At 62.4% G+C, this 21,237-nt stretch carries 24 protein-coding genes; 9 read left to right on the forward strand and 15 right to left on the reverse strand.

Translation table 11 applies throughout. The features are described from left to right. The first annotated feature begins 94 nt into the window (after positions 1-94). Positions 95-1,012, forward strand: coding sequence for a LysR substrate-binding domain-containing protein (locus NKJ12_RS06520; protein WP_352505255.1), 918 nt, complete (start codon positions 95-97; stop codon positions 1,010-1,012). A 367-nt stretch (positions 1,013-1,379) separates the two neighbouring features. Here NKJ12_RS06520 and NKJ12_RS06525 read toward each other — a convergent pair whose 3' ends face one another. The 6 genes from NKJ12_RS06525 to NKJ12_RS06550 form a co-directional block, all read right to left on the reverse strand. Then, positions 1,380-2,270, reverse strand: a complete 891-nt coding sequence (locus NKJ12_RS06525; RefSeq protein WP_352701648.1) for an SDR family NAD(P)-dependent oxidoreductase — start codon at positions 2,268-2,270, stop codon at positions 1,380-1,382. Beyond that, positions 2,267-3,046, reverse strand: coding sequence for a hypothetical protein (locus NKJ12_RS06530; RefSeq protein ID WP_352689759.1), 780 nt, complete (start codon positions 3,044-3,046; stop codon positions 2,267-2,269). Before NKJ12_RS06530 ends, NKJ12_RS06525 begins: the two co-directional genes overlap by 4 nt. 10 nt (positions 3,047-3,056) lie before the next feature. Continuing rightward, a complete protein-coding gene (locus NKJ12_RS06535; protein ID WP_254820426.1) occupies positions 3,057-3,644 on the reverse strand; it encodes a protein-S-isoprenylcysteine O-methyltransferase in 588 nt (195 codons plus the stop codon). A gap of 200 nt (positions 3,645-3,844) precedes the next feature. Next, positions 3,845-4,417: a hypothetical protein gene (locus NKJ12_RS06540; protein ID WP_254820425.1), complete on the reverse strand. Its 573-nt coding sequence runs from the start codon at positions 4,415-4,417 to the stop codon at positions 3,845-3,847. A 148-nt stretch (positions 4,418-4,565) separates the two neighbouring features. Continuing rightward, positions 4,566-4,700, reverse strand: a complete 135-nt coding sequence (locus tag NKJ12_RS06545) for an ABC transporter (protein WP_254820414.1) — start codon at positions 4,698-4,700, stop codon at positions 4,566-4,568. A 199-nt stretch (positions 4,701-4,899) separates the two neighbouring features. Then, on the reverse strand, positions 4,900-5,472 hold the full coding sequence (locus NKJ12_RS06550; protein WP_352505257.1) for a L,D-transpeptidase: 573 nt from the start codon (positions 5,470-5,472) through the stop codon (positions 4,900-4,902). 188 nt (positions 5,473-5,660) lie between these two features. On the opposite strand from NKJ12_RS06550, the gene NKJ12_RS06555 reads away from it, so the two are divergent. Continuing rightward, on the forward strand, positions 5,661-6,416 hold the full coding sequence (locus NKJ12_RS06555; RefSeq protein WP_352476622.1) for an SDR family NAD(P)-dependent oxidoreductase: 756 nt from the start codon (positions 5,661-5,663) through the stop codon (positions 6,414-6,416). A gap of 252 nt (positions 6,417-6,668) precedes the next feature. On the opposite strand, the gene der is transcribed toward NKJ12_RS06555, so the two are convergent. Continuing rightward, entirely contained in the window at positions 6,669-8,102 is a 1,434-nt protein-coding gene (gene der, locus NKJ12_RS06560; protein WP_352505258.1) for a ribosome biogenesis GTPase Der, read from the reverse strand. Between the two features lie 6 nt (positions 8,103-8,108). Further along, a complete protein-coding gene (locus NKJ12_RS06565; protein ID WP_352505259.1) occupies positions 8,109-8,774 on the reverse strand; it encodes a tetratricopeptide repeat protein in 666 nt (221 codons plus the stop codon). Between the two features lie 204 nt (positions 8,775-8,978). Between NKJ12_RS06565 and NKJ12_RS06570 the strand changes: the two genes are divergently transcribed. Beyond that, entirely contained in the window at positions 8,979-9,971 is a 993-nt protein-coding gene (locus NKJ12_RS06570) for a polysaccharide deacetylase family protein (RefSeq protein WP_352702079.1), read from the forward strand. Between the two features lie 28 nt (positions 9,972-9,999). Here NKJ12_RS06570 and sbmA read toward each other — a convergent pair whose 3' ends face one another. The 3 genes from sbmA to NKJ12_RS06585 form a co-directional block, all read right to left on the reverse strand. After that, positions 10,000-11,277: a peptide antibiotic transporter SbmA gene (sbmA, locus tag NKJ12_RS06575; RefSeq protein ID WP_352701650.1), complete on the reverse strand. Its 1,278-nt coding sequence runs from the start codon at positions 11,275-11,277 to the stop codon at positions 10,000-10,002. Between the two features lie 113 nt (positions 11,278-11,390). Further along, entirely contained in the window at positions 11,391-12,545 is a 1,155-nt protein-coding gene (locus NKJ12_RS06580; RefSeq protein ID WP_352701652.1) for a YbfB/YjiJ family MFS transporter, read from the reverse strand. Positions 12,546-12,650: 105 nt separating this feature from the next. Next, a complete protein-coding gene (locus tag NKJ12_RS06585) occupies positions 12,651-12,869 on the reverse strand; it encodes a hypothetical protein (protein WP_352701654.1) in 219 nt (72 codons plus the stop codon). A 96-nt stretch (positions 12,870-12,965) separates the two neighbouring features. Between NKJ12_RS06585 and NKJ12_RS06590 the strand changes: the two genes are divergently transcribed. The 3 genes from NKJ12_RS06590 (at position 12,966) to NKJ12_RS06600 (ending at position 15,623) form a co-directional block, all read left to right on the forward strand. Next, positions 12,966-13,880 (forward strand): LysR substrate-binding domain-containing protein, encoded by a 915-nt coding sequence (locus NKJ12_RS06590; RefSeq protein ID WP_502905694.1) that lies wholly within the window; start codon positions 12,966-12,968, stop codon positions 13,878-13,880. A gap of 81 nt (positions 13,881-13,961) precedes the next feature. After that, entirely contained in the window at positions 13,962-15,218 is a 1,257-nt protein-coding gene (locus NKJ12_RS06595; protein ID WP_352701657.1) for an aminopeptidase, read from the forward strand. A 39-nt stretch (positions 15,219-15,257) separates the two neighbouring features. After that, positions 15,258-15,623: a DUF488 domain-containing protein gene (locus NKJ12_RS06600; protein WP_352701659.1), complete on the forward strand. Its 366-nt coding sequence runs from the start codon at positions 15,258-15,260 to the stop codon at positions 15,621-15,623. A gap of 62 nt (positions 15,624-15,685) precedes the next feature. Here the strand turns inward: NKJ12_RS06600 and NKJ12_RS06605 are convergent, their stop codons facing one another. Then, entirely contained in the window at positions 15,686-16,039 is a 354-nt protein-coding gene (locus NKJ12_RS06605; protein WP_352701661.1) for an ArsC family reductase, read from the reverse strand. A gap of 172 nt (positions 16,040-16,211) precedes the next feature. On the opposite strand from NKJ12_RS06605, the gene NKJ12_RS06610 reads away from it, so the two are divergent. After that, the gene (locus NKJ12_RS06610; RefSeq protein WP_352701663.1) at positions 16,212-16,562 is read left to right on the forward strand and encodes an ArsR/SmtB family transcription factor; all 351 of its coding nucleotides are present in this window, start codon (positions 16,212-16,214) and stop codon (positions 16,560-16,562) included. 2 nt (positions 16,563-16,564) lie between these two features. Next, positions 16,565-17,044, forward strand: a complete 480-nt coding sequence (locus NKJ12_RS06615; RefSeq protein ID WP_352702081.1) for an SRPBCC family protein — start codon at positions 16,565-16,567, stop codon at positions 17,042-17,044. A 126-nt stretch (positions 17,045-17,170) separates the two neighbouring features. Here NKJ12_RS06615 and NKJ12_RS06620 read toward each other — a convergent pair whose 3' ends face one another. Next, on the reverse strand, positions 17,171-18,598 hold the full coding sequence (locus NKJ12_RS06620; protein ID WP_352701666.1) for an aldehyde dehydrogenase family protein: 1,428 nt from the start codon (positions 18,596-18,598) through the stop codon (positions 17,171-17,173). Positions 18,599-18,703: 105 nt separating this feature from the next. Here NKJ12_RS06620 and NKJ12_RS06625 point away from each other — a divergent pair. Beyond that, a protein-coding gene (locus tag NKJ12_RS06625) for an IS5 family transposase (protein WP_352701668.1) occupies positions 18,704-19,467 on the forward strand; the annotation gives its coding sequence in 2 pieces (ribosomal slippage) (positions 18,704-19,043 and positions 19,043-19,467; 765 coding nt in all). A 2-nt stretch (positions 19,468-19,469) separates the two neighbouring features. Here NKJ12_RS06625 and NKJ12_RS06630 read toward each other — a convergent pair. Both NKJ12_RS06630 and NKJ12_RS06635 read right to left on the reverse strand, forming a co-directional pair. After that, positions 19,470-20,555, reverse strand: a complete 1,086-nt coding sequence (locus NKJ12_RS06630) for an ABC transporter ATP-binding protein (RefSeq protein ID WP_352701671.1) — start codon at positions 20,553-20,555, stop codon at positions 19,470-19,472. Further along, positions 20,545-21,153 (reverse strand): cupin domain-containing protein, encoded by a 609-nt coding sequence (locus tag NKJ12_RS06635; RefSeq protein WP_254820400.1) that lies wholly within the window; start codon positions 21,151-21,153, stop codon positions 20,545-20,547. Before NKJ12_RS06635 ends, NKJ12_RS06630 begins: the two co-directional genes overlap by 11 nt. Positions 21,154-21,237 lie beyond the last annotated feature (84 nt).

The raw sequence follows: 21,237 nt of genomic DNA on the forward strand, positions 1-21,237 counted from the left end.
GTTCGGGTCTTGACGCGCTCTCTCTACCGCCATAACTTCGTACTGAATATCAGGAAGTTTTTCACATAATGTCCTAAATATCAGGATTATCGCTATGCGACGCGTGACATTCGATCTCGAAGTTCTGCGCAGCTTCATTACCGGCATGGAGCTGGGCAGCTTCGCCAAGGCCGCCGACCGGCTCGGCCGCTCGACGTCGGCAATCAGTGCGCAATTGAAGAAGCTGGAGGAGCAGGCGGCGACGCCGATCTTCCGCAAATCTGGGCGTGGCCTGGCGCTGACGGACGCGGGCGAGACCATGCTCGGCTACGCGCGCCGGCTGATCGAGCTCAATGACGAGGCCGCCTCCGCCATCCACGATGTCGAGCTGGAGGGTTGGGTACGGCTTGGGCTACAGGAGGATTTCGGCGAGGCGGTGCTGCCGGATGTGCTCGGGCGCTTCGCCCGCGCCCATCCCAAGGTCAAGATCGAGGCCAGGATCGCGCGCAGCCATGAGCTTGCCGAAAGGATCATTTCGGGCAGCGTCGATATCGCGCTTGCCTGGCACAATGGCGCGACGCTGCCCTACAGCCGGAATCTCGCCGACGTCCAGATGCGCTGGATCGGCCCGGCAAAACAGATCGAGACCTGCCTGCGCGATGGCGAGCCGTTGCCGCTGGTGGCGCTCGAAGCGCCGTGCCTGCTGCGCAGCGTGGCGACCGAAACGCTGGACCGCGCCGGCCTGGCATGGCGGATGGCCTTCTCCAGCCCCAGCCTTGGCGGCATCTGGGCAGCCGTCGCCGCCGGGCTCGGACTGACGATCCGCACCGATATCGGCCTGCCGGCCAGCGTCAGGGCGATGACGCCGGAGATCGCCGGGCTGCCCGCCTTGCCCAAGATGGCGCTGTTCCTGCACCGCAAGGAGGCCGAGCCCGATCCGATAGCGGCGCGGCTTGGCGACATCCTGCTGCAGGCGGCGCTGGAAGCGTTGCCGGGAAGTGGCGACGCGGATGGTCTGAGGAAAGCGGCTTAGCGCAGACGAGCCGAAAGGGGCGCAGGGCGCTCCATAACTTAGTCGGTCGAAGAAGCAGTAATGCTGGCGATCCCTCGCGCGCCCCTCTGTCCTGCCGGATATCTCCCCCTCGAGGGCCGCTCGAGGGGGAGATTAGCAGCTTCGCCGTCCCACCCGTCTTTCGGCGTCGGAGATTGGCTAAAAGCGGAGGGAACGGCCAATCTCTCCCGGCCGGCGAACAGGTGTCCGAGGTGCGCAAGCGATGCGGATCGGCGCGCCGGGCATATCGAAAGCCTCGCCTCTATGCTACCAACATGCTTACTTTACGCCCGTCATCGGCGAGCGGTCTCTTGTTTCAATGAGGTTTTTCGGTGACATGCTGGTCCGGTCAGGGGATAATTCCCCGAGGGCCCCGGCGTAGCTGAATCTGGCGGGTACCGCAGCATTTCTTGAACTTCATACCTGAACCGCAAGGACATTGATCATTGCCGCCGCGTTGCAGCCGGCCGACCAGGGGCAGCAGCGCCGCGGAAGGCAGGAGCGCTGCCACAAGGGCAGCCAACTTACCCGAGATACCCGGTACGACGAGGCGACGACCGGATTTGAACGCTCGCCACGCCTGTTCGGCCACATACTTCGGATCCACCTTGGGCAAGATGTTGAAGAGCACCGTCTGATTGGCGCCTGATCTTGCGAGAAACTCCGTGGACACCGGGCCTGGTGCAACGCATGTGACCGTCACACCGGTTCGGCGCAATTCCTGGTGAAGCGCCTCTGAGAAGAAGCGCACGAAAGCTTTGCTAGCGAAGTACAGAGCCATATAAGGCCCGGGAACGAACCCGGCCACGGAACTGAGATTGAGCACCCCGCCCCGTCGGCGTGCCACCATTCCCGGCAGAAAATGAAGGGTCAGTTCTGTGAGGGAATGTATATTGAGATCGATGATGCCGAGTTGACCATCAATAGGCAGCGCCGGCGTCGCGCCCCGCAGGCCGTACCCGGCGCTGTTGACCAGGACATCACAGACCAGGCCGTGTGCGGACAGAAAGCCCTCCAGGCGCGTTGGCGCATCGCCTGCCACGAGATCCAACTCGAGCGTGAATGCCTCGCCGCCCGCCTCCCTAACCTCAGACGCCGCGGCGGCCAAACCCTCAGGTGAGCGGGCAACCAGCACAACCGCACCGCGCTCCCTTGCAGCGACGCTCGCAATCGCCCGGCCAATTCCACCCGAGCCGCCAATCACGACGATAGCTGGCCGGAATTCACAGTGCGAAATCACTTCGCATTCCTCTGTCTTGCAGGAGCGGAAACACCTTGACCGAGCAGCACCACTTCATTGGCGACAGTGCCGTTCAGAATCTTTTCGAATCTCTCCAGTGCTCGTGCGACGTTCGCTCCATCCATGACCCGGTGATCGTAGTGGATGCGGACATTCACCGATCCGTCTTTGCCGATCGGACCGTAGTTTAGAAGGGTGGTCAGTGGTGTCAGCGGGTTGAGTGATTCCGCACCGAGACCAGAATAGACGGACAGTTGGAAGGTACCGAAGTAATTTGCCCTTTGCCGGGCGATGTTCAACCCTAGCCACATAAGCAGCCACCTGACTGGCGCGGGCGCACCTGCCATCCGCAAGGCACGCCGAAACTCCGGGACCTCCTGGATCGGCCGTGATCGAGCCGCGTGGATGGATCGCTCAAGTTCCGTGATGGAGTAGCGCTCCGGGCATTTGATGCAGCTCAGCAGAACGGCCGGCTCGCCATCATATTCGCGCTCGTGGGCAATCGAGGCTACGCTTGCCGGATACTCGTAAAGCTGCGGCCAGGGCAACTTGACATAGGCGCGCCGCAACTCCGGGGTCTCTAGGGCAAGAAGCGCATACCCTTTCAGGAAGATCGCGGTCCACGAGGGCCTGGTCTGCTGCGCCATTCTAGCCCTTACGAGTGGGCCGAGATTCATCTGACGCTGCACCGCGACCCGTGGCACGCCGATCGAAAACCTCATCAGGTCGCCAACAAGGCGCCGGGGCGCGGAAAGCTTGAGGGCTCGGCCTCGCATAAAACGACCTCTAATAAAGATAAGGGAATATTCGCTTGGTCCTTTCCATATAGACACGGTATTGCGAGCCTAAATTCTCCAGCATCATACGCTCTTCCTTATCCACTCTCAGCAGGAAAAGGACTGCGAAACCAACCAAACCCGATATGCCCGCAACCCAGTTCGGCAGCAGAAAGAGCTGGCCGAGCCCCATAAGCAGGAAAGAGGTGTACATAGGGTGACGGACCAAGGCGTATGGCCCGGCGCTGACCAGTTCATGCCGTTCGCGAATCTCGAGCGTAATCGACCAGTTACGGCCAAGTTCCTTGTGGGATAAGCGAAAAATCCACAGCGCTGAGCAGAAGATGATGGTTCCGAGCGCCACCGACCACACGCTGGCCGGATGATCAGCCGCTGCGGGGATGCCGGTGGCGACATAGAAGCCAGGCAGGATCGCCAGGCCAAGGAGAGCCGATGCAAGCCCGACGGTGTCGGAACTTGAGCGGCCGCCAGCTACTATTCGCACGCGCCTTGCCCGGCGCTCGAAGGGATACCGGATCACGTACCAAGCGACGATGCCGATCACCCATATGATCTCGCCAAGTGAGGCTAAAGCAATGGTCACTTCAGGTCACCAGCGCCCTTTCTGCGATCGCGACTGTAGCAGCTGCCCCTGAGTATGGCCACTTCACCCATCGCCTCGATTTCGTCACCGGCCTACCTTCAGGCGCAGCGATCCTCTCCGAGTTAGTCCGCACACGCGAAAGCCGGAGGGGCAGTACCGATCGCATTCGGTCCCATTCATCCCTCGAATCTTGGTTATGTATTCATCTCCCGAAGCTCGGTTATGAATTGTTGCGGCCGGAGCTGAATGGCGGGAGTCTTATATCCCATGGAATGAGCGATGTCCGCCACGAAGCCGTTGCAGTTCAAGACCGTCGCCTGCCAGACATGCGAGCTCGCCTGCAGCTTGCGGATGTAGGCAACGACTTTGTCGTATTCGGCCCGGGTCAATATGATTCGCCAGCTTGCGGATCTGTATGGTTCTTCCAGATCACCGTCGCTCCACCCGGTTTCGGCTGGCACCGGCACGATATGGCCCAGAACATAGGGAACCGCACTGTTCGAAGCCGGGTGAAGGCCCGCGACTTGGGGATCGATCATTCTCCCGGCCCGGTCCAGGCGCCCAAAAACTGCGTAGGTGTGGCCGTAGCTTAGGGCGTAGCGGGAGCGGAACTCGATGAAGTACCGCTCGTCGTTTTTTTTAGGCGCAGCTCCGCCATCGGCATAAGATACGAAATTCGGCTGGGGCGGCAGGTCTTTCGTCTGACATGCCGCTGCCGGGAGGGCCACCAATGCCACAAGCAAGAGACGGCTACTTACAAGCGTCATCGCCGCGTCCATTCCCGAACTTCACAATGCACAGACCTAATAACGGCCTATGCCCGCCAACCGCGCCGGACGCTATGAAGCCGGCCAAAGCCCCGGCTGCGTATGTATGGGGAAGGGCTTGGCACCCCTTCCCCATACAAGCCGGTCCTTACTTAATCACTGGTTCCTCTACCGGAGCGGGTGCCGGAGCCTTACCCTTTCCTTTGCCGATCCAGTCGTTCGCGCAGCCGCTCAGGCTGGCAACGGCGAGCACAGCAACCATTGCAACCAATATCCTGTTCATCAAGCAATCCTTTCCCCGGGGGCGGAATAGCCTATAGAATCGCCACAACTAAAACGATATGCAGCCCCACCAAGTTAGCTGCGATCTACACCAACGCCTAGTGCAGAAATGACACAGTTGGCATCCAGTTGCCGGCGGCACCTTTGCGGTGACGTGCTGGCAGGGTTCACCATGCAACGGAGATCAGGCCTGCCCACCATCAAACAACCACCACCGTCGTGCCCAAAGGAGTACGGTCGTAGAGGTCAATGACGTCGTCATTTATCATACGGATGCACCCGTTCGATACCGCTGTGCCTATCGTCCATGGCTCGTTTGTACCATGTATCCGGAAGTGGGTGTCGCGCCCGTCTTGATAGAGATAAAGGGCACGCGCACCAAGCGGGTTGTTTGGTCCGCCAGGGACCCCCCCTGCATACTTCACCAGGCGCGGCTTGCGCTGCATCATGCTGGCGGTGGGTGTCCACGACGGCCAGTCCGCCTTGCGGCCGACGGTCGCTGTACCCTTGAACGAAAGTCCCTGCTCGCCGACGCCAACGCCGTAGCGCGTCGCCCACCCGTCCGTCTCGACGGCATAGAGAAAGCGTTGCGAAGTATCGACGACGATCGTTCCGGCCGGCTCGTTTCCGTCGTACCGCACGTGCTGTCGTCGGTAACGAGGATTCAGGCCACGCCTTGGTCCGAACGCGGATGAAATCGACGTACATCCGGAGACCATCAGAGCCAGACTACCCAGCACGAGCCCCCGGCGCGCAATGTGGTGTTCTTCCATTTGTACCTGCTAGGAAACTGGTCATCTACCGCCGCCCTCGTCTCTACCATTCCAAGGCCTGCGCGCCAAGTCTCGCTGTGTGGTGGCAAAATGAATTCACAGGATTGACAAGCGAATTGGAGCGAAACTTCTTGCGATAACCGTCTGCCTCTGTTCGGTTATGTCAAAATTGGCATAGGACAGAGACGATGAAGCCTGACTTCCATGGTAAAGTCGCGATTGTGACCGGCGCAGGCTCCGGAATAGGGGCGGCTGTTTCACGGCAACTCGCGCAAGAAGGAGCCGAGATTGTTGTCGCCGACCTTGATGCCGAGGCCGCGCACTGCAGAGCCGCCGAAATAAGCTCGCAAGGCGGCAGGGCCTACGACTTTGCGGTAGATGTCACGGATGCGGCAGCCGTGGAAAAGCTGATCGAGTTCACTGTCCAGAAATGCGGCGGACTGGATATGGCGGTAAACAATGCAGGTATCGACGGCATTCGAAAAGCCACGGCAGACTATCCGCTCGACAACTGGCACAAGCTGATAAACGTCAATCTAAATGGCGTTTTCTACAGCATGAAGTACGAAATCGCCGCGATGCTGGATCGAGGCGGAGGCGCCATCGTGAACATGTCCTCCGTCCTCGGTTCCGTCGGCTTGCCAACTGCGTCCGCATACACGGCAGCGAAACACGGAGTCGTTGGACTAACCAAAGTTGCGGCGATCGAATATGCCAGGATGGGCATCCGGATCAATGTAGTCGGCCCCGGCTGGATCGAAACGCCTCTTTTGTCGGAGCAAATGGAGGCATTAGCCAGCCGGCGCATGGCAGGTCTTCAGCCGATGGGCAGGCGCGGGAAACCAGAAGAGGTAGCGGCTCTTGTATGCTTCCTCTTGTCCGACCAGGCCAGCTTTATCACTGGGAGCTACCATCTGGTGGACGGAGCTTACACCGCCCATTAGGTGCAGAGGCTGCCCCCACTCGCGCCGGCCACCGTCAGGGCGATGACGCCGGAGATCGCCGGGCTGCCCGCACTGCCTGAGATGGGCCTGTTGCCGCATCGCAAGGAAGGCCGAGCCAGACCCGGTGGCGGCGCGACTTGCCGACATCCTGCTGCAGGTGTCGGTGGAATCGCCTTCCCGAAAATGTGCAGGCGCTGCCCGCGAGCGGCCTGCCGAGCGTAGCCTGATGCTGGCGCCCAGAAGACGCGCAGCTCAGCGGCGCTTCTTCGCCCTGCCGGCGAAAGGATTGTCCGAGGTGCGCAAGGCGATGCGGATCGGCACGCCGGGCATGTCGAAAGCCTCGCGCAGGCTGTTCGAGAGATAGCGGACGTAGGATTGCGGCATCGCATCCGGCCGTGAGCAGGAGACGACGAAGCCCGGCGGCCGCGTCTTGGCCTGCGTGACATATTTGATCTTCAGCCGACGCCCGGCGACAGCGGGCGGCGGATGATGCGCCAGGATGCCTTCCAGCCAGCGATTGAGCTTGCCGGTCGACACACGGCTGTTCCAAACTCGATGCGTCCTGATGACAGCATCCATCAGCTTGTCGAGGCCACGCCCGGTCTCGGCCGACACCGGCACCGCCTGCATGCCGCGCGCCTGCGGCAGCAGCCGCTCGGTTTTTTCGCGCAGCTCGGCCAGCAACTCCTGGGGATGATCGACAAGGTCCCATTTGTTGAAGGCGATCACCGGGGCACGGCCCTCGCGGATGATCAGGTCGGCGATCTGCAGATCCTGCTTCTCGAAGGGAATGGTGGCGTCGAGCACGATGATGACGATTTCGGCAAAGCGGATGGCGCGCAAGCCGTCCTGCACCGACATCACTTCGAGCTTTTCGTGGATCCTGGCCTTGCGGCGCATGCCGGCGGTGTCGAACAATTTTAAGCGGCGGCCATGCCAGTCCCAGTCGACCGAGATGGAATCGCGAGTGATGCCGGCCTCAGGGCCGGTCAACAGCCGCTCCTCGCCGATTAGTGCGTTGATCAGCGTCGACTTGCCGGCGTTGGGGCGGCCGACGACGGCGATGCGCATCGGCTTGGTGTCGTCATAGCTCGGCTCGGCGTCCGGGTCGGTGATGTCCTCGCCGATTAGCACCTCGCTGGCGGCGACCTCATCCTCGCCGGCCTCTTCGTCCTCGCCGAAGGCGCGCGCCTCGCCAAGTGCTGCGATCACCGCGTCGCGCAAATCGGGCAGGCCCTGGCCGTGTTCGGCCGAGACCGGGATCGGTTCGCCAAGGCCGAGCTCCCAGGCCTCCAGCATGCCGCCCTGGGCGCCGCGCGCCTCAGCCTTGTTGGCAACGACGACAACCGGCTTGCCGGACTTGCGCACGATCTCGGCGAAGGTCTTGTCGTCGGGCATCAGCCCGGACTTGGCATCGATCGTAAAAAAGATCAGGTCGGCCTCGCGGATGGCGATCTCGGTCTGGGCGCGCATGCGGCCGGGCAGCGTCGAGGCAGCCGCATCCTCGAAGCCGGCGGTGTCGATGACGTCGAAATGCAGGTCGTAGAGCTTTGCGGCATGGACGCGGCGATCGCGGGTGACGCCCGGCGTATCGTCGACAAGCGCCAGCTTCCTTCCCACCAGCCGATTGAAAAGGGTCGATTTGCCGACGTTAGGCCGGCCGATGATGGCGACTTTGAAGGTCATGGACTATCACGACACGCCGCCCGAGCCGCGGATCAGCTCGGACATCAAAGTCGCCCGCTCGCGCGTGTTGCGCGGGGCGCCATCATCCGCGGCGATCTGGTCGAACAGCTTCAATGCATCCGCCGCCTTGCCTTCCTTCCAGGCGGCAAGGCCAAGCGCCTCGCGCGCCGTATGGCGCAGCGTGTTGGTCTCGGCGGTGAGCGCCTCGACGCGACTGGAGACATCGGCGAAAGAGCCGTGGTCGACCAGAAGCAGCGCTGCCCTGAGCCGAGCCATGTCGCGAATGCCGGAGGGTATCTTGGTGTCGGCGGCGACCTCGTCGAAATCCTTGACGGCGGCGTCGACGTCGCCCTTGTCCGCCTTGACGGTTGCCGCGCGCATGCGGGCGAGCAGCGGATAGGCGCCGTAGCCGTCCTTCTCCAACGCCTCCAGAGCGGCAAGCGCCTCGTCGTTCTTGCCGTCATTGGCAAGCTTGAGCGCCTGCGAAAAAGCATCGCCCGAGCGGTTGGCGCGAGTTTCGTCCCAATAGCGGTAGCCGACGACAGCAGCAGTGCCGAGCACCACCAGCACGGCCAGCACGAGCAAGGCGGGACCGAAACGGTCCCACAGCGCATGCGCCTGGTCGCGACGAATCTCTTCGTTGACTTCGCGGATAAAACTGTCGTCCGACATGGATCAAAACCATTCATGCCCCGGGCGGGGCGGTTGATGAGCCCGCGTTTTAGCGAAATTTTGCCGGCATGGAAGGGGTTCGGCAGGAAAATCGCCTATTCACGAGGCAGTCGCCGCCAACGGCGGCCGTACAGGTCGATCGTACCCGTGCCATATTTCAGCGGTAGGCGTCGCTTCTACATTCCTTGATCCGGTCAGATGCCTTTGCCCCGTTTGTCCCGCGTTGTTGCGTTTTCGATTGCCGCGCTTGCTACCGGCGCGGCATTTGCCGACCCGCCGCCGCCGCCGACAAAACCGAAGCAGATCGTCATCATCTCATTCGACAGCGCCCGCGACATTTCGCAGTGGCAGCGCAGCCGGGCGCTGGCCCGGCGCACAGGCGCGCATTTCACCTATTTTGTCTCCTGCGTGTTCCTGCTGTCGCCCGAGACACGCAAGCAATACACCGCGCCCGGCAAGACAGAAGGCAAATCGAATATCGGCTTCGCTGCCTCCAAACAGGAAGTCGCCGAGCGGCTCGAGCAGATCAACCTCGCCGCTAGGGAAGGCCACGACATCGGCAGCCATGGCTGTGGTCATTTCGATGGCAAGGACTGGAGCAAAGCCGACTGGCTGAGCGAGTTCGGCTCGTTCAAGCATATTCTCGAAAACGCCTATTCGATCAACGGCATTGCTCCTGAACCGAAGGACTGGCGCGATTTCGCCCGCAAATCGGTGGTCGGGTTTCGCGCGCCCTACCTGTCGGCAAACAAGGCGCTCTACGAGGCGCTGCCCGCGGCCGGTTTCCTGCTCGACGCAAGCGGCGTCTCGCGTGAGCCGGTTGAGCCACCGACCGTCAGCGGCATCACGCGCTTTTCGCTGCCGCAGATCCCGGAAGGGCCGAGCTCAAGGCGGGTGATCGCCATGGACTACAATCTCTATGTCAGGCATTCCGGCGGCTTCGAGCGGCCGAGCATGGCGGAAGAGTTCGCTGACCGGACCTATCACGCGTTCCGCGCCGCCTTCGATGCGCAATACCGGGGCAAGCGCATTCCGCTTGAGCTCGGCTTCCACTTCACGCTGATGAATGACGGCGCCTACTGGAACGCGCTGGAACGCTTTGCCGGCGAGGTCTGCATCAAGGCCGACGTCGAGTGCATCAGCTTTCGCGACTATGTTTCGCGGCGAGGCGAAAGGCAGGCGGCGGTGGGCGGCTGAGCCCAAGTGGATCGCCGCCCGCTACCCTTTAGCTCACCGGCTGATCTTCAGGGCGCAAGCCGGCTTGCTCACGCTCCAGATAGCGCTGGTCGATTTCGGGCAGTGGCTCGCCCTCGAGCGTCGCCTCGAAGGCGCGCAGGCGCTTATGTACTGACTGCAGCTCGACGATGGTCGACCATGAGGTGAGCAGAAACTGCAGCGATCCGGTCACTCGGCCGAACGCGTTGGAAATCTGGCTAAACGCCCCGAAACTTATCTTATGAGCCACAAAGGACGGCCCCAGGATCAACATTGAGAAGATACCGTCGGCTTGCAGATAGGTATAACGGACCACATTGAAATAGATATAGTGAAAATACAGTCTGAAGTAGTTGTGACGAACGTTGGCGAACAACTCCGAAGTGGTTGCCGGTTGGGCCCTGTCCGCATGATCCTCGCCGTAGACGAGTTCCTTGCGATAGGCAGCCTCGACACGTTGGTTGCGAAACTGCAACCCAGGTAACTTCAGACCTGCAACCATAACCGAAATCGTTCCGAACAGGCACCAGGCAAGCGCGGCAAAGACTAATGGCTGGGGGATGGCACCGACGACCGGCAATTCGCTAATGTGGCTCTGCAGTTGAATCATCACCGGCAGAAATGCAATCAAGGTCATGATCGACTGAACAAAGCTCGAGCCCAGATCCTCCATGATCTGCGAGAACCGCATCGTATCTTCCTGGATACGCTGAGAGGCGCCTTCGATGTGGCGAAGCCTGCTCCAGTTCTCGATGAAGTAATTGTTCATCGCCGTTCGCCAGCGGAAAATCCAGTGACTGACAATGAAGGCGTTGATCACCTGCACGTTCATCCCGACCAGCGCAAGCCAAGCGAAGCTGCCTAGTCCGGCATAAAACTCTCCTGCGGTCGACTTGATAGTCCCCGACATAAGTCCCTGGATATAGTCATAAAAAGGGCCGTACCAAGCGTTGACCGCTACACTGACCTGCACATTGAAGTAGATGAGGAACAGGATGACTGCGCTGATCAATATCGACCAGTTTTGCCACGGATGCGGTGCATACCAGCTCCAGAATGCATAGAAGACGGCAACGCAAAAAGCGAAATAGAGATAGAACCACAGAAACGGGTTCGACCAGAGTATGGTGATGCCGATAATGGGCGGTGCATCAGCCGCGGCCGGCGGCAAGCCGAACACAGCGCCCAGCTGTTCGCCACCGAAAAACCAGAACAGGATAGCGGCAAGGCTCCAGACGGCCAGCGAACTGAAGAACAGCTTCGGCTGCGGGAAGAAGGATACAAACACTGTGGGGAAATCCTCGGTCGATGCGCAAATCAGCGGGTTCAGCGGGCATAAAGTCACACATTAGTGGGAAAGAAAATGCCGTGCCCGGTTCCCGGCGCCGAGCAAGACCACAATCATGGCGATTTTGGCGCAGCCGACCAGGCGATCGCACCGGAGGCGAGCAGGACGGCGGCGGCCACGATCGAGGCAAGGAAAAAGTCGCCTGAGGCCTGCGCAAGCAGCCCGGCGACGATCGGGCCGATGATCTGGCCGAGGCCGAAGGCGGCCGTCATCACCGCCAGCATCCGGCGTGGTGCTTGCGGGGCAAGCTGCCGTCCGGCCTGCAGGCCAAGCGCGGTGATGGCGATGAAGGTGCCGCCGACAAGAAGGCCGCCGAGCAGCGGCCCGGTGCGTCCGTCCATGACGACACTGGCGCTGACCCCAACCACCTCGACCAGGCACCCAAGGGCATAGGTGGCGTAAAGCCCGATCCTGGCCGTAAGCTTCTGCCACAGCCAGACCGAGGGGAACCCGGCAAGGCCGGTGACCATCCAAACCACGGCCTCGAAGACCCGGCCACCGCCGCCCTGGCGGACGATCGCGACCAGGAACGTCGCCGTGACGATGTAGCCGAAGCCGAACAGGCCGTAGGCGACAATGACCTTCACCAGTGAAGGGTTTTTTGGCAACGCCGGCTCCGGCCCGGCAACGCTGTTCGCAGCCGAGGTGCCGCCGGCGAGCAAGGCGACGGCGGCAAAGCCGCAGGCCGAAATCGCCGCGGACCACAGCCAGCCCGCCGCCCAGCCGGCGTGTTCGGTGACAAGGAGCGCCAACAGCCCCGAGGATGCCGCGATGCCGAGACCGACACCGCCGAAATACAGCGCCTGCAGGTCGTTTCGCCCGGCCGCGGCGAGATGACGGAAAACGATGCTGGTCATGAAGACCAGCACGAAGGCACTGGCGAGGCCGGCAAGAAAGCGGATGAGGAGAAGGGCGGCCATGGTACCGGTCAGGCCCATCAGCCCGGCGAGGATCGCAGTGGCGGCAAGGCCGGCCAGCATCAGCTGGCGCTCGCGGCCTTGCGCCCAGCCGCCGGTGGCGGCAAGCGCGCCGACGAGGTAGCCGAGATAGTTGGCCGATGCGATCCAGCCGGCATCAGCCGGCGACAGGCCGAGCTCGTCCATCATGCCAGGCAGGATCGGCGTATAAACGAAGCGGCCGATGCCCATGGCGACGGCCAGGGCGATCATGCCGGCGATTGCCAAGCGCAAGGGCGAAGCGATGTTCATCGCGGTGCACAATAAGTGCGCCTGCCGCCGAGACAATCCGCCTTTTGTTGGGCCAGAAGGGGTTGCGCAGCCCCGTCGGCGGCTGGCTCGCCTGAGGTGCTTCGTTCAGGAGACTCTGCCGCAGCAGGTCCTCGTCAAGGCCGTCTCGTAGCGGGTACGACGCGCGGTCAGCCTGAATGGCATGTCGGCGAGTTCGCGCTCCGACATGGTGTCGAGCAGCGGATGCGACAGCGGATCGGTCACCCAGCTGGTGGCCTCGCTGTCATGCCGGTGCGGCTGCGTTCCGATCGGGGAAAAGGCTCCGAGCCATGACAAAATCTTCATCAGATTGCCTCGTCACTCTGCGTAACCCACTTAGAATCCGGCATCCTGCAGTGTCTGGCAATTAAGATTTCAGCCGTTCGAGTTTAGAAAAACTGTATGGCTACTCTGAACCGCGTCCATCTCAACGGCTTGCGCGCCGTGGAAACCGTTGCCCGCCTGGGCTCGCTCGCGGCGGCGGCCGGCGAGCTCAACGTTTCGGTCAGCGCCGTCAGCCAGCAGATCAACCGGACAGAAAAGCAGCTCGGCCGGGCGCTGTTCGACCGGACGCCAGCTGGCCTGGTGGCGACCGAATTCGGTGTCGTCTTTACGGCGCGGCTCAGCGCCGGGTTTCGCGAACTCGCACAGGCGGTGGCGCTTGCCGATGAAAGCTCGGAGTGCACGCTGGTGGTTTCGGTGGCGCCGGCGTTCGCCTCGAAATGGCTGCTGCCGCGGCTGTCGCGGCATTTTGCCCGGCATCCGAACGTGCTCCTGCGCATCGATGCCTCGGTGCGGCTTGCCGATCTCGATCGTTCGGACATCGACGTCGCCATCCGGCTCGGCGACGGCAAATGGCCGGGCGGGCGGGCCGAATTGCTGCTGGCGCAAGAGGTGTTTCCGGTCTGTGCACCGATGATCGCCAGCAAGCTGAAAACGATCGAGGACCTTGCTTTGACCTGTGCGATCACCGACGAAAGGTCGATGATCAGCTGGGAGAGCTGGTTCGAAGCGGCCGGGGTGGAGCCGGTCACCTTCATGAAGGGCGCGCGCTTCACAGATCCGATGCTGTGCCTGGAATCGGCGATTGCCGGTCACGGCGTCATGCTCGGCTGGCAATTGCTGGCCGCCGACGCGCTGGTCGACGGCCGTCTCGTTGCGCCGTTCGGCATACGCGCCCAGAGCGGGCTCGGCTATTGGCTGGTGACTTCGGCCAGCAAGGGCGAAAGCCGCAAGGTCAGGGATTTCAAGATCTGGGTGCGCGAAGAGATCGAGGCGACGATGGCGCAGTTCAGGTCGCTCGAGAGCGTCAGCTAGACCTGCCGGCGTCATCAGAGTGGAAAGGTCGGTAACGCCGGTCTATGTAAGACGCAGTCCCCAATCACGGCAGGCAGGATCATGACCACACATTCGCGCGGCGTTTCCGCAACCATCGACCCGGTGAAGCTCGACAGGCTGGCGGAGGTCGCCGTCAAGGTCGGGCTGCAATTGCAGCCGGGTCAGGATCTGGTGCTGACCTCGTCTATCGCCGCGCTGCCTCTGACGCGGCGGATCGTCGAGCACGCCTACAAGGCAGGTGCCGGCCTGGTGACGCCGATCTTCAACGACGACGAGATCACTCTCGCGCGCTTCCGCTACGGCGCCGACGCCGGTTTTGACCGCGCCGCCGGCTGGCTCTATGAAGGCATGGCAAAAGCCTTCGCCAACAATGCGGCGAGGCTTGCCGTGCGCGGCGAGGATCCGTCGCTGCTTTCGTCTCAGGACCCGGCAAAGGTGGCGCGTGCCAACAAGGCAAATTCGATGGCCTATCAGCCGGCGCTTGAGAAGATCACCGGCTTCGACATCAACTGGAACATCGTGGCCTATCCCGATCAGGCGTGGGCCAAGCAGGTTTTCGCGGACGATGCCGAAGACGTCGCCGTGGCCAAGCTCGCCGATGCCATCTTTGCCGCCTCGCGGGTGGACGTCGAAGACCCGATCGGCAACTGGACGGCGCACAATGCGGCGTTGAAGAGCCGCACCGAATGGCTGAACGGCCACAATTTCCACGCACTGCATTTCACCGGCCCCGGCACCGACCTGACCGTCGGGCTGGCCGACGGCCACGAGTGGATGGGCGGCGCCTCGACCGCCAAGAACGGCATCACCTGCAACCCGAACATCCCGACCGAAGAGGTTTTCACCACGCCGCATGCAAGGCGCGTCGAAGGCCACGTCACGAGCACCAAGCCTCTGTCCTACCAGGGCACGCTGATCGACGGCATTGCGGTGCGTTTCGAGGCGGGCCGCATCGTCGAGGCCAAGGCCTCGAAAGGTGAGGATGTGCTGCAGAAGGTGCTCGATACCGACGAAGGCTCGCGCCGTCTCGGCGAGGTGGCGCTGGTGCCGCATTCCTCGCCGATCGCCAAGAGCGGGCTGCTGTTTTTCAACACGCTGTTCGACGAGAACGCCGCCTGCCACATCGCGCTTGGCCAGTGCTACTCGAAGTGCTTTGTCGACGGCGCCTCGCTCAGCCAGGACGAGATCGCGGCGCGCGGCGGCAACAAGAGTTTCATCCACATCGACTGGATGATTGGCTCGGACAAGATCGATATAGACGGCGTCCACAAGGACAGCAGCCGCGTGCCGGTGATGCGCGAGGGCGAGTGGGTTTAAGAGCACCAGCACGCAGCCGCGCCGGTGACGCATGCGGGGTTGGCAATGGAACTCGCGGTCAAGCGCATCTATGAGCCGCCGTCGCCCGATGACCGGCAGCGGGTGCTGGTGGACCGCATATGGCCGCGCGGCATCGCCAAGCAGGACGCGGCGCTGACGCTATGGCTGAAGGACATCGCGCCAAGCAACGCGTTGCGCAAATGGTTCGGCCATGAGCCGGCGCGCTGGGCGGAGTTCCAGCGGCGATACAGCGATGAGCTCGACCGGCACGGCGAGGCGGTAGCGGAACTGCGCGCCTTGCTGCGTGAGGGCAAGGTGACGCTGCTCTACGGCGCGCACGACGAGGCCCATAATAATGCGGTCGCGCTGGCGAGCTATTTGCGTGGGAAAACCACAAGCGTCTGATACGATCAATATGCATGCCGGGCAGGACAGAGGGGGGCGCGACGGATCGCGGTCGGTCGGTTCTACTTCCCGCCAACCGCCTGCTGATAAACATCGGGCTTGAACCCGACGAGAATCCTATCGCCAAGTTCCAGCACCGGACGCTTGATCATCGTCGGCTTTGCCAGCATCAGCGCCTTGGCCTTCCTTTCATCCAGGCCCATCCTGTCCTCCTCCGACAGTTCGCGAAACGTCGTGCTCGCCTTGTTGAGCAGAATTTCCCAACCGACTTTGCCTGACCAGCCGTTCAGCCGATCCGCATCCAGCCCCTCGACCCTGTAGTCATGAAAGCGATAGGCAAGATCATGGCTCGCCAGCCAGGAACGGGCCTTCTTGATCGTGTCGCAATTGGTGATGCCATACATGGTGATCGACAAAAACGAATCCTCGGGCCGGTCGAATCTGACGGCATCCTAAAACCGCACCTCTCAGTTTTCCAGCGGCTTGCCGGCCATCCATGATTTTCGCCCTTGCCAATAGTAAGGAATTTCCCTAAGTGTTTCTAAGCCAACTCTGGTCACGCGGAATGGCCGAGGCAAGGAAACGACTATGACGAGCCTGCAGACCGAAAGCCCCCCGCCCGTCGACGGCATTTTCCGGGCGCTCGCCGATCCGACCCGGCGACGCGTGGTCGAGCGACTGAACCGAAGCCCCGCCTCGGTCAGCGAGCTTGCCCAGCCGTTCGAGATGGCCCTGCCATCCTTCATCGAGCATCTCAAGGTTTTGGAAGGCTGCGGGCTGGTGCATTCGGAGAAGGCAGGCCGCGTCAGGACCTACCGGCTCGCGCCGGAGCCGCTGAAGCTCGCGGAAAACTGGCTGGCCGAGCAGCGGGCGCTGTGGGAGCGCCGTCTCGACCAGTTCGACGACTACGTGCTGAAACTCAAGGAGAAAGACAGATGAACATGGCTCCGTTGTTCCAACCCGATCCGAAGCTCGACCTCGTGCTCGAACGGTCGATCGAGGCGCCGCGCGAACTGCTGTGGATGGCCTTGACGAAGCCCGAGCATGTCCGCCAATGGTTCACGCCGAAGCCGTGGATCATCACCGATTGCGAGATCGACCTGCGGCCCGGCGGCCTGTTCCGCACCCGCATGCAGTCGCCCGACGGCAGGCAAGTCAACGACAGGCGTTGCTGCTACCTCGAGATCGTCCAGGATGAGCGGCTGGTGTGGACCGATGCGCTGCTGCCAGGCTACCGGCCGTCAGGCGACCCATTCATTACAGCCGTCATATCGCTGCAATCGCGGGGCGAGGCGACGCGCTACACCGCGACCGCCATCCACCGCGACGAAGCCACGCGCAATAGCCACGAGGAGATGGGCTTCTACGACGGCTGGGGCACGGTGGCGGATCAGTTGGCGGGCTACGTCAAAACGATCTGAGGCGACCCTGCTTCGCACTTACATTGCGGCCACGCAATCGTTGTGGCCGTTCAACCGAACGCCGCTGCCGAAGGCACCAACGCTCGCAACAAACTTGACGGTTGGCGTAATGCCAATGTCGAAGGCTCAGGCGCCGTAGCCGATGATGCCCTTGATCTCGAGGAAATCGTGGATGGCCCAGTCGGCGTATTCGCGGCCGTTGCCGGACTGCTTGTAGCCGCCGAAGGGCGCGAACGTGTCCCATTCCGGATAATTGATCGACACCTGCCCGGCACGCAGCCGGCTGGCAATCTTGCGGGCGTGTTCGATATCCCGGGACTGCACATAGGCGGCCAGCCCATAGACGGTGTCGTTGGCGATCTTCACCGCATCATCATCGTCCTCGTAGGAGATGACCGACAGAACCGGCCCGAAGATCTCCTCCTTCTCGATGGTCATGCCGGGTCTGACGTGGCCGAAAACGGTCGGCCGCACATAATAGCCGCGGTTGAGGTGCTCCGGCCGGCCGGGGCCGCCGGTGACCAACGTCGCGCCCTCGGCGATGCCGGCCTCGATCAGCCGCTGGATCTTGTCGAACTGGATGTTGTTGACCACCGGCCCGAGCTTGGTCTCCTCGGAGCGCGGGTCACCGACCTTGTGCCGTTCGGCGGCCTTCCTAGCGATCGTCAGCGCCTCGTCGTGGCGGGCGGCTGGTACCAGCATGCGCGACGGCGCGTCGCAAGACTGGCCGCTATTGCCGAAGCAGGCGTTGACACCCTTGCGCACCGCCGTCTCGAAGTCGGCATCGGGCAGCACGATGTTGGCCGATTTGCCGCCCAGCTCCTGCGCGACGCGCTTGACGGTCTCGGCCGCCGTCTTGGCGACGATGATGCCGGCCCGGGTCGACCCGGTGAACGAGACCATGTCTACGTCGGGATGGCCGGCCATGACCTGGCCCACATCCGGACCGGTGCCATTCACCATATTGTAGACGCCCTTCGGCGTACCGGCGGCGTCCATCACCTCGGAAAAGATGATGCCGCTGATCGGCGCGATCTCGGAAGGCTTCAGCACGACCGTGCAGCCGGCGGCGATCGCCGGCGCCACCTTGCAGACGATCTGGTTGAGCGGCCAGTTCCACGGCGTAATCAGCGCGCAGACGCCGATCGGTTCTTTGACCACCATGGTGGTGCCGCGCTTCTCGCTGAATTCGTAATCCTCAAGCGCCTTGATGGTGGCTTCCATATGCGCCCTGCCCGCCCAGGCCTGCGCCTCGCGCGCCCACCTGATCGGCGCGCCCATTTCCTGGCTGACCGCCTGGGCGATGTCCTCGTAGCGCTCATTGTAGACTTCGAGGATACGCTTCAGCAGCTTCAGGCGCTCGGCCTTGCTGGTTTGCGAGAAGGCCGGGAATGCCGCCTTGGCTGCCGCCACGGCCTTGTCGACATCGGCTTTCGAGCCGACCGAGATTTTGGTGTAGGCCTCTTCGGTGGACGGATCGATCACATCCAGCGTTGCCGCAACCACGGGGCCGACCCATTTGCCGCCGATGAAAAAATTGAGATGATTGCTCATGGGCCGTGCTCCGGTTTTCCAAAAATGAGTGAGACTAGGGTCAGGACCCATTAATTTGTTGAGTTGATCTCTGTTGGGTGATTCAAGGTGGCAGGAGGTGCCGCCTTGAGTGATTTGCTGATGTTGACGCCGGAGCAGATGCGCCGGATCGAGCCCTATTTTCCTTTGTCGCATGGTGTGCCGCGTGTAGATGACCGCCGGGTGCTGAGCGGCATCCTGTTCGTGATCCGCAATGGTCTTCGCTGGCGAGATGTCCCTTCCGACTACGGTCCGCACAAGACTATCTACAACCGCTTCATCCGCTGGAGTCGGCTGGGTGTGTTCAACCGCATCCTGGCGGAACTGGCCGCGCAGGGCGGCGAAACGGACAATCTGATGATCGATGCCACCCATCTCAAAGCGCATCGCACTGCCGCCCGCCTCCTTAAAAAGGGGCTCTATCCCGATGTATCGGACGCAGCCGAGGCGGACTGACCACCAAGCTGCAAGTGGTCTGTGACGGCAAGGGACGTCCGCGGCTGCTGCATCTGAGCGAAGGGCAGGCCAATGATCACAAGACTGCTGCGGCAGTGATCGAGGATTTGCCCGCCGCCAAATCCCTGCTCGCCGATCGGGCCTACAGTTCAGCGGCCTTCCGCCAGGCGCTCGTCGAGCGCGGTATCACGCCATGCATCCCACCCCATGCCAAGCATCGTGTTCAGCACAGCTACGATCCTGTCCTATACCGACAACGCCACAGGATCGAGAACATGTTCGCACGCCTCAAAGACTGGCGACGCATCCACACCAGATACGACCGATGTGCTCACACCTTCCTGTCGGCGATCGCCTTCGCTGCAGCCTTCATCTTCTGGATCAATGAGTCCTGACCCTAGCTGGGCAGCATAGGGCAGTTGGCGCCGCGGCGCAGGCTGATATGCGCCACATCGCCGACGCTGAATTGAAAACCCTCTGTCGGGCGTGGCGCGTCGATCACCACCTGTGTCCCCTGCCCCAGCTCTGCATGAAGGCGCAAGGTGCGGCCGTGGAAGACGATGCTGTTCACCCGCACCGGTACAGTGCCGGCCGTGGCCTCGGTCGTCGCCAAAAGATCCTCCGGACGCACGCCGATGGTGCGCACCGTGCCCTCGCCAGGCAATTCGCCCGTCTCCGAAACCGCTTCCAGCGGCAGGGCGCCGGCGGCGAACCGCAAGCGCTCGCCGTCGCGGCCGACAAAGCGCGACTGCAGAAGGTTCATCGTGCCGATGAAGCTGGCGACGAATTTGGTGGCGGGCCGGTCGTAGAGGGTCGCCGGCGGCGCGATCTGCTCGATGCGGCCTTCGTTCATGACGACGATGCGGTCAGAGATCGACAGCGCCTCGGTCTGGTCATGCGTGACCATGACGAAAGTGGTGCCGAGGCGCGACTGCAGGCGCTTCAACTCGACCTGCATCTGTTCGCGCAGATGCGCATCGAGCGCCGACAGCGGCTCGTCGAGCAGCAGCACGCGCGGTTCGCAGACTATGGCGCGGGCAAGCGCGACGCGCTGGCGCTGGCCACCCGACAATTCGGACACGCGGGCGCCGAGCTTGTCGGCAAGGCCGACCATGTCGAGCGCTGCGCCGACGCGCTTTGCCTGTTCGGCACCCGCGAGCTTGCGCAGCGACAAGCCGAAGCCGACATTTTCGGCGACGTTCATGTGCGGAAACAGCGCGTAGTCCTGGAATACGGTGTTGACCGGGCGGTCGAAGGGCCTGAGCCCCGTGATGTCGCGCCCTTCGAGCAGGACCCTGCCGCTCGACGGGCCTTCGAAACCAGCGATGACCCGCAGGCTGGTGGTCTTGCCGCAGCCGGACGGTCCGAGCAGGGTCAGGAACTCGCCGCGCGAAATATCGAGATCGACGGTGTCGAGCCCGACGATGCCGCCGGGGAAAATCTTGGAGACCTTGTCCAGCCGGACGAGCGGATCAGGCGCCATCGCGAACCTCGGACGGCTTGGTGGTGTTGACCCACAGGATCTGGCAGCGCTCGCTGCCCGGATTGCGGAAGGCATGCAGCAAGGTGCTCTTGAAGGCGAAGCTGTCACCGGCCTTCAGCCCGTATCTGGTCGAATCGACCACCAGCTCGACCTCGCCCGACAGGACGAAGCCGAATTCATGGCCGGCATGGGCGTAGGCTTCGGCGGTGCCGCCACCGGCTTCCACCGTCACCAGCATGCCGGTCAGCGTGGCAGCCGGCGGCGACAGCAGCGCCTTGGCGATGCCTTCCGACTTGACCGGGATCTGACGCCGGCTGTTGGCGCGCACGCAATAAAGATCGTTGCCGGCATCGTTGCCGTCAACGATCAGCGCCGACGGCTCGATGTCGAGTGCGGCGGCGAGCGGCCAGATCACTCGCACCCGCAATGACGACATGCCGCGCTCGATCTGGCTCAGCGCCCCGATCGAGACGCCGGCTTTGGCGGCGAGTTCGGCCAGGGAGAGATTGCGCTCCAGCCTGAGCGCCCGCACGCGCCGGCCGACCCTGACGTCGGCGTCATCCTTCGGCTTCTCAGCCGCTTCGTCCAACATGTCCATTCGTTCGTCCTTGTTTGGTAAGTTCCCCTTCTCCCCTTGTGGGAGCAGGTGGATCGGCGCGAAGCGCGGAGACGGATGAGGGGT

Source organism: Mesorhizobium sp. M0195 (assembly GCF_040322115.1).
GTDB lineage: Bacteria > Pseudomonadota > Alphaproteobacteria > Rhizobiales > Rhizobiaceae > Mesorhizobium.

What these genes read in the sequence shown, in the direction of transcription:
- NKJ12_RS06520 (WP_352505255.1), top strand. Translation starts at nt 95, where the DNA reads ATGCGACGCGTGACATTCGATCTCGAAGTTCTGCGCAGCTTCATTACC.
- NKJ12_RS06530 (WP_352689759.1), bottom strand. Translation starts at nt 3,046, where the DNA reads ATGCGAGGCCGAGCCCTCAAGCTTTCCGCGCCCCGGCGCCTTGTTGGC.
- NKJ12_RS06540 (WP_254820425.1), bottom strand. Translation starts at nt 4,417, where the DNA reads ATGACGCTTGTAAGTAGCCGTCTCTTGCTTGTGGCATTGGTGGCCCTC.
- NKJ12_RS06545 (WP_254820414.1), bottom strand. Translation starts at nt 4,700, where the DNA reads ATGAACAGGATATTGGTTGCAATGGTTGCTGTGCTCGCCGTTGCCAGC.
- NKJ12_RS06550 (WP_352505257.1), bottom strand. Translation starts at nt 5,472, where the DNA reads ATGGAAGAACACCACATTGCGCGCCGGGGGCTCGTGCTGGGTAGTCTG.
- NKJ12_RS06555 (WP_352476622.1), top strand. Translation starts at nt 5,661, where the DNA reads ATGAAGCCTGACTTCCATGGTAAAGTCGCGATTGTGACCGGCGCAGGC.
- der (WP_352505258.1), bottom strand. Translation starts at nt 8,102, where the DNA reads ATGACCTTCAAAGTCGCCATCATCGGCCGGCCTAACGTCGGCAAATCG.
- NKJ12_RS06565 (WP_352505259.1), bottom strand. Translation starts at nt 8,774, where the DNA reads ATGTCGGACGACAGTTTTATCCGCGAAGTCAACGAAGAGATTCGTCGC.
- NKJ12_RS06580 (WP_352701652.1), bottom strand. Translation starts at nt 12,545, where the DNA reads ATGAACATCGCTTCGCCCTTGCGCTTGGCAATCGCCGGCATGATCGCC.
- NKJ12_RS06585 (WP_352701654.1), bottom strand. Translation starts at nt 12,869, where the DNA reads ATGAAGATTTTGTCATGGCTCGGAGCCTTTTCCCCGATCGGAACGCAG.
- NKJ12_RS06590 (WP_502905694.1), top strand. Translation starts at nt 12,966, where the DNA reads ATGGCTACTCTGAACCGCGTCCATCTCAACGGCTTGCGCGCCGTGGAA.
- NKJ12_RS06595 (WP_352701657.1), top strand. Translation starts at nt 13,962, where the DNA reads ATGACCACACATTCGCGCGGCGTTTCCGCAACCATCGACCCGGTGAAG.
- NKJ12_RS06610 (WP_352701663.1), top strand. Translation starts at nt 16,212, where the DNA reads ATGACGAGCCTGCAGACCGAAAGCCCCCCGCCCGTCGACGGCATTTTC.
- NKJ12_RS06615 (WP_352702081.1), top strand. Translation starts at nt 16,565, where the DNA reads ATGGCTCCGTTGTTCCAACCCGATCCGAAGCTCGACCTCGTGCTCGAA.
- NKJ12_RS06620 (WP_352701666.1), bottom strand. Translation starts at nt 18,598, where the DNA reads ATGAGCAATCATCTCAATTTTTTCATCGGCGGCAAATGGGTCGGCCCC.
- NKJ12_RS06630 (WP_352701671.1), bottom strand. Translation starts at nt 20,555, where the DNA reads ATGGCGCCTGATCCGCTCGTCCGGCTGGACAAGGTCTCCAAGATTTTC.
- NKJ12_RS06635 (WP_254820400.1), bottom strand. Translation starts at nt 21,153, where the DNA reads ATGGACATGTTGGACGAAGCGGCTGAGAAGCCGAAGGATGACGCCGAC.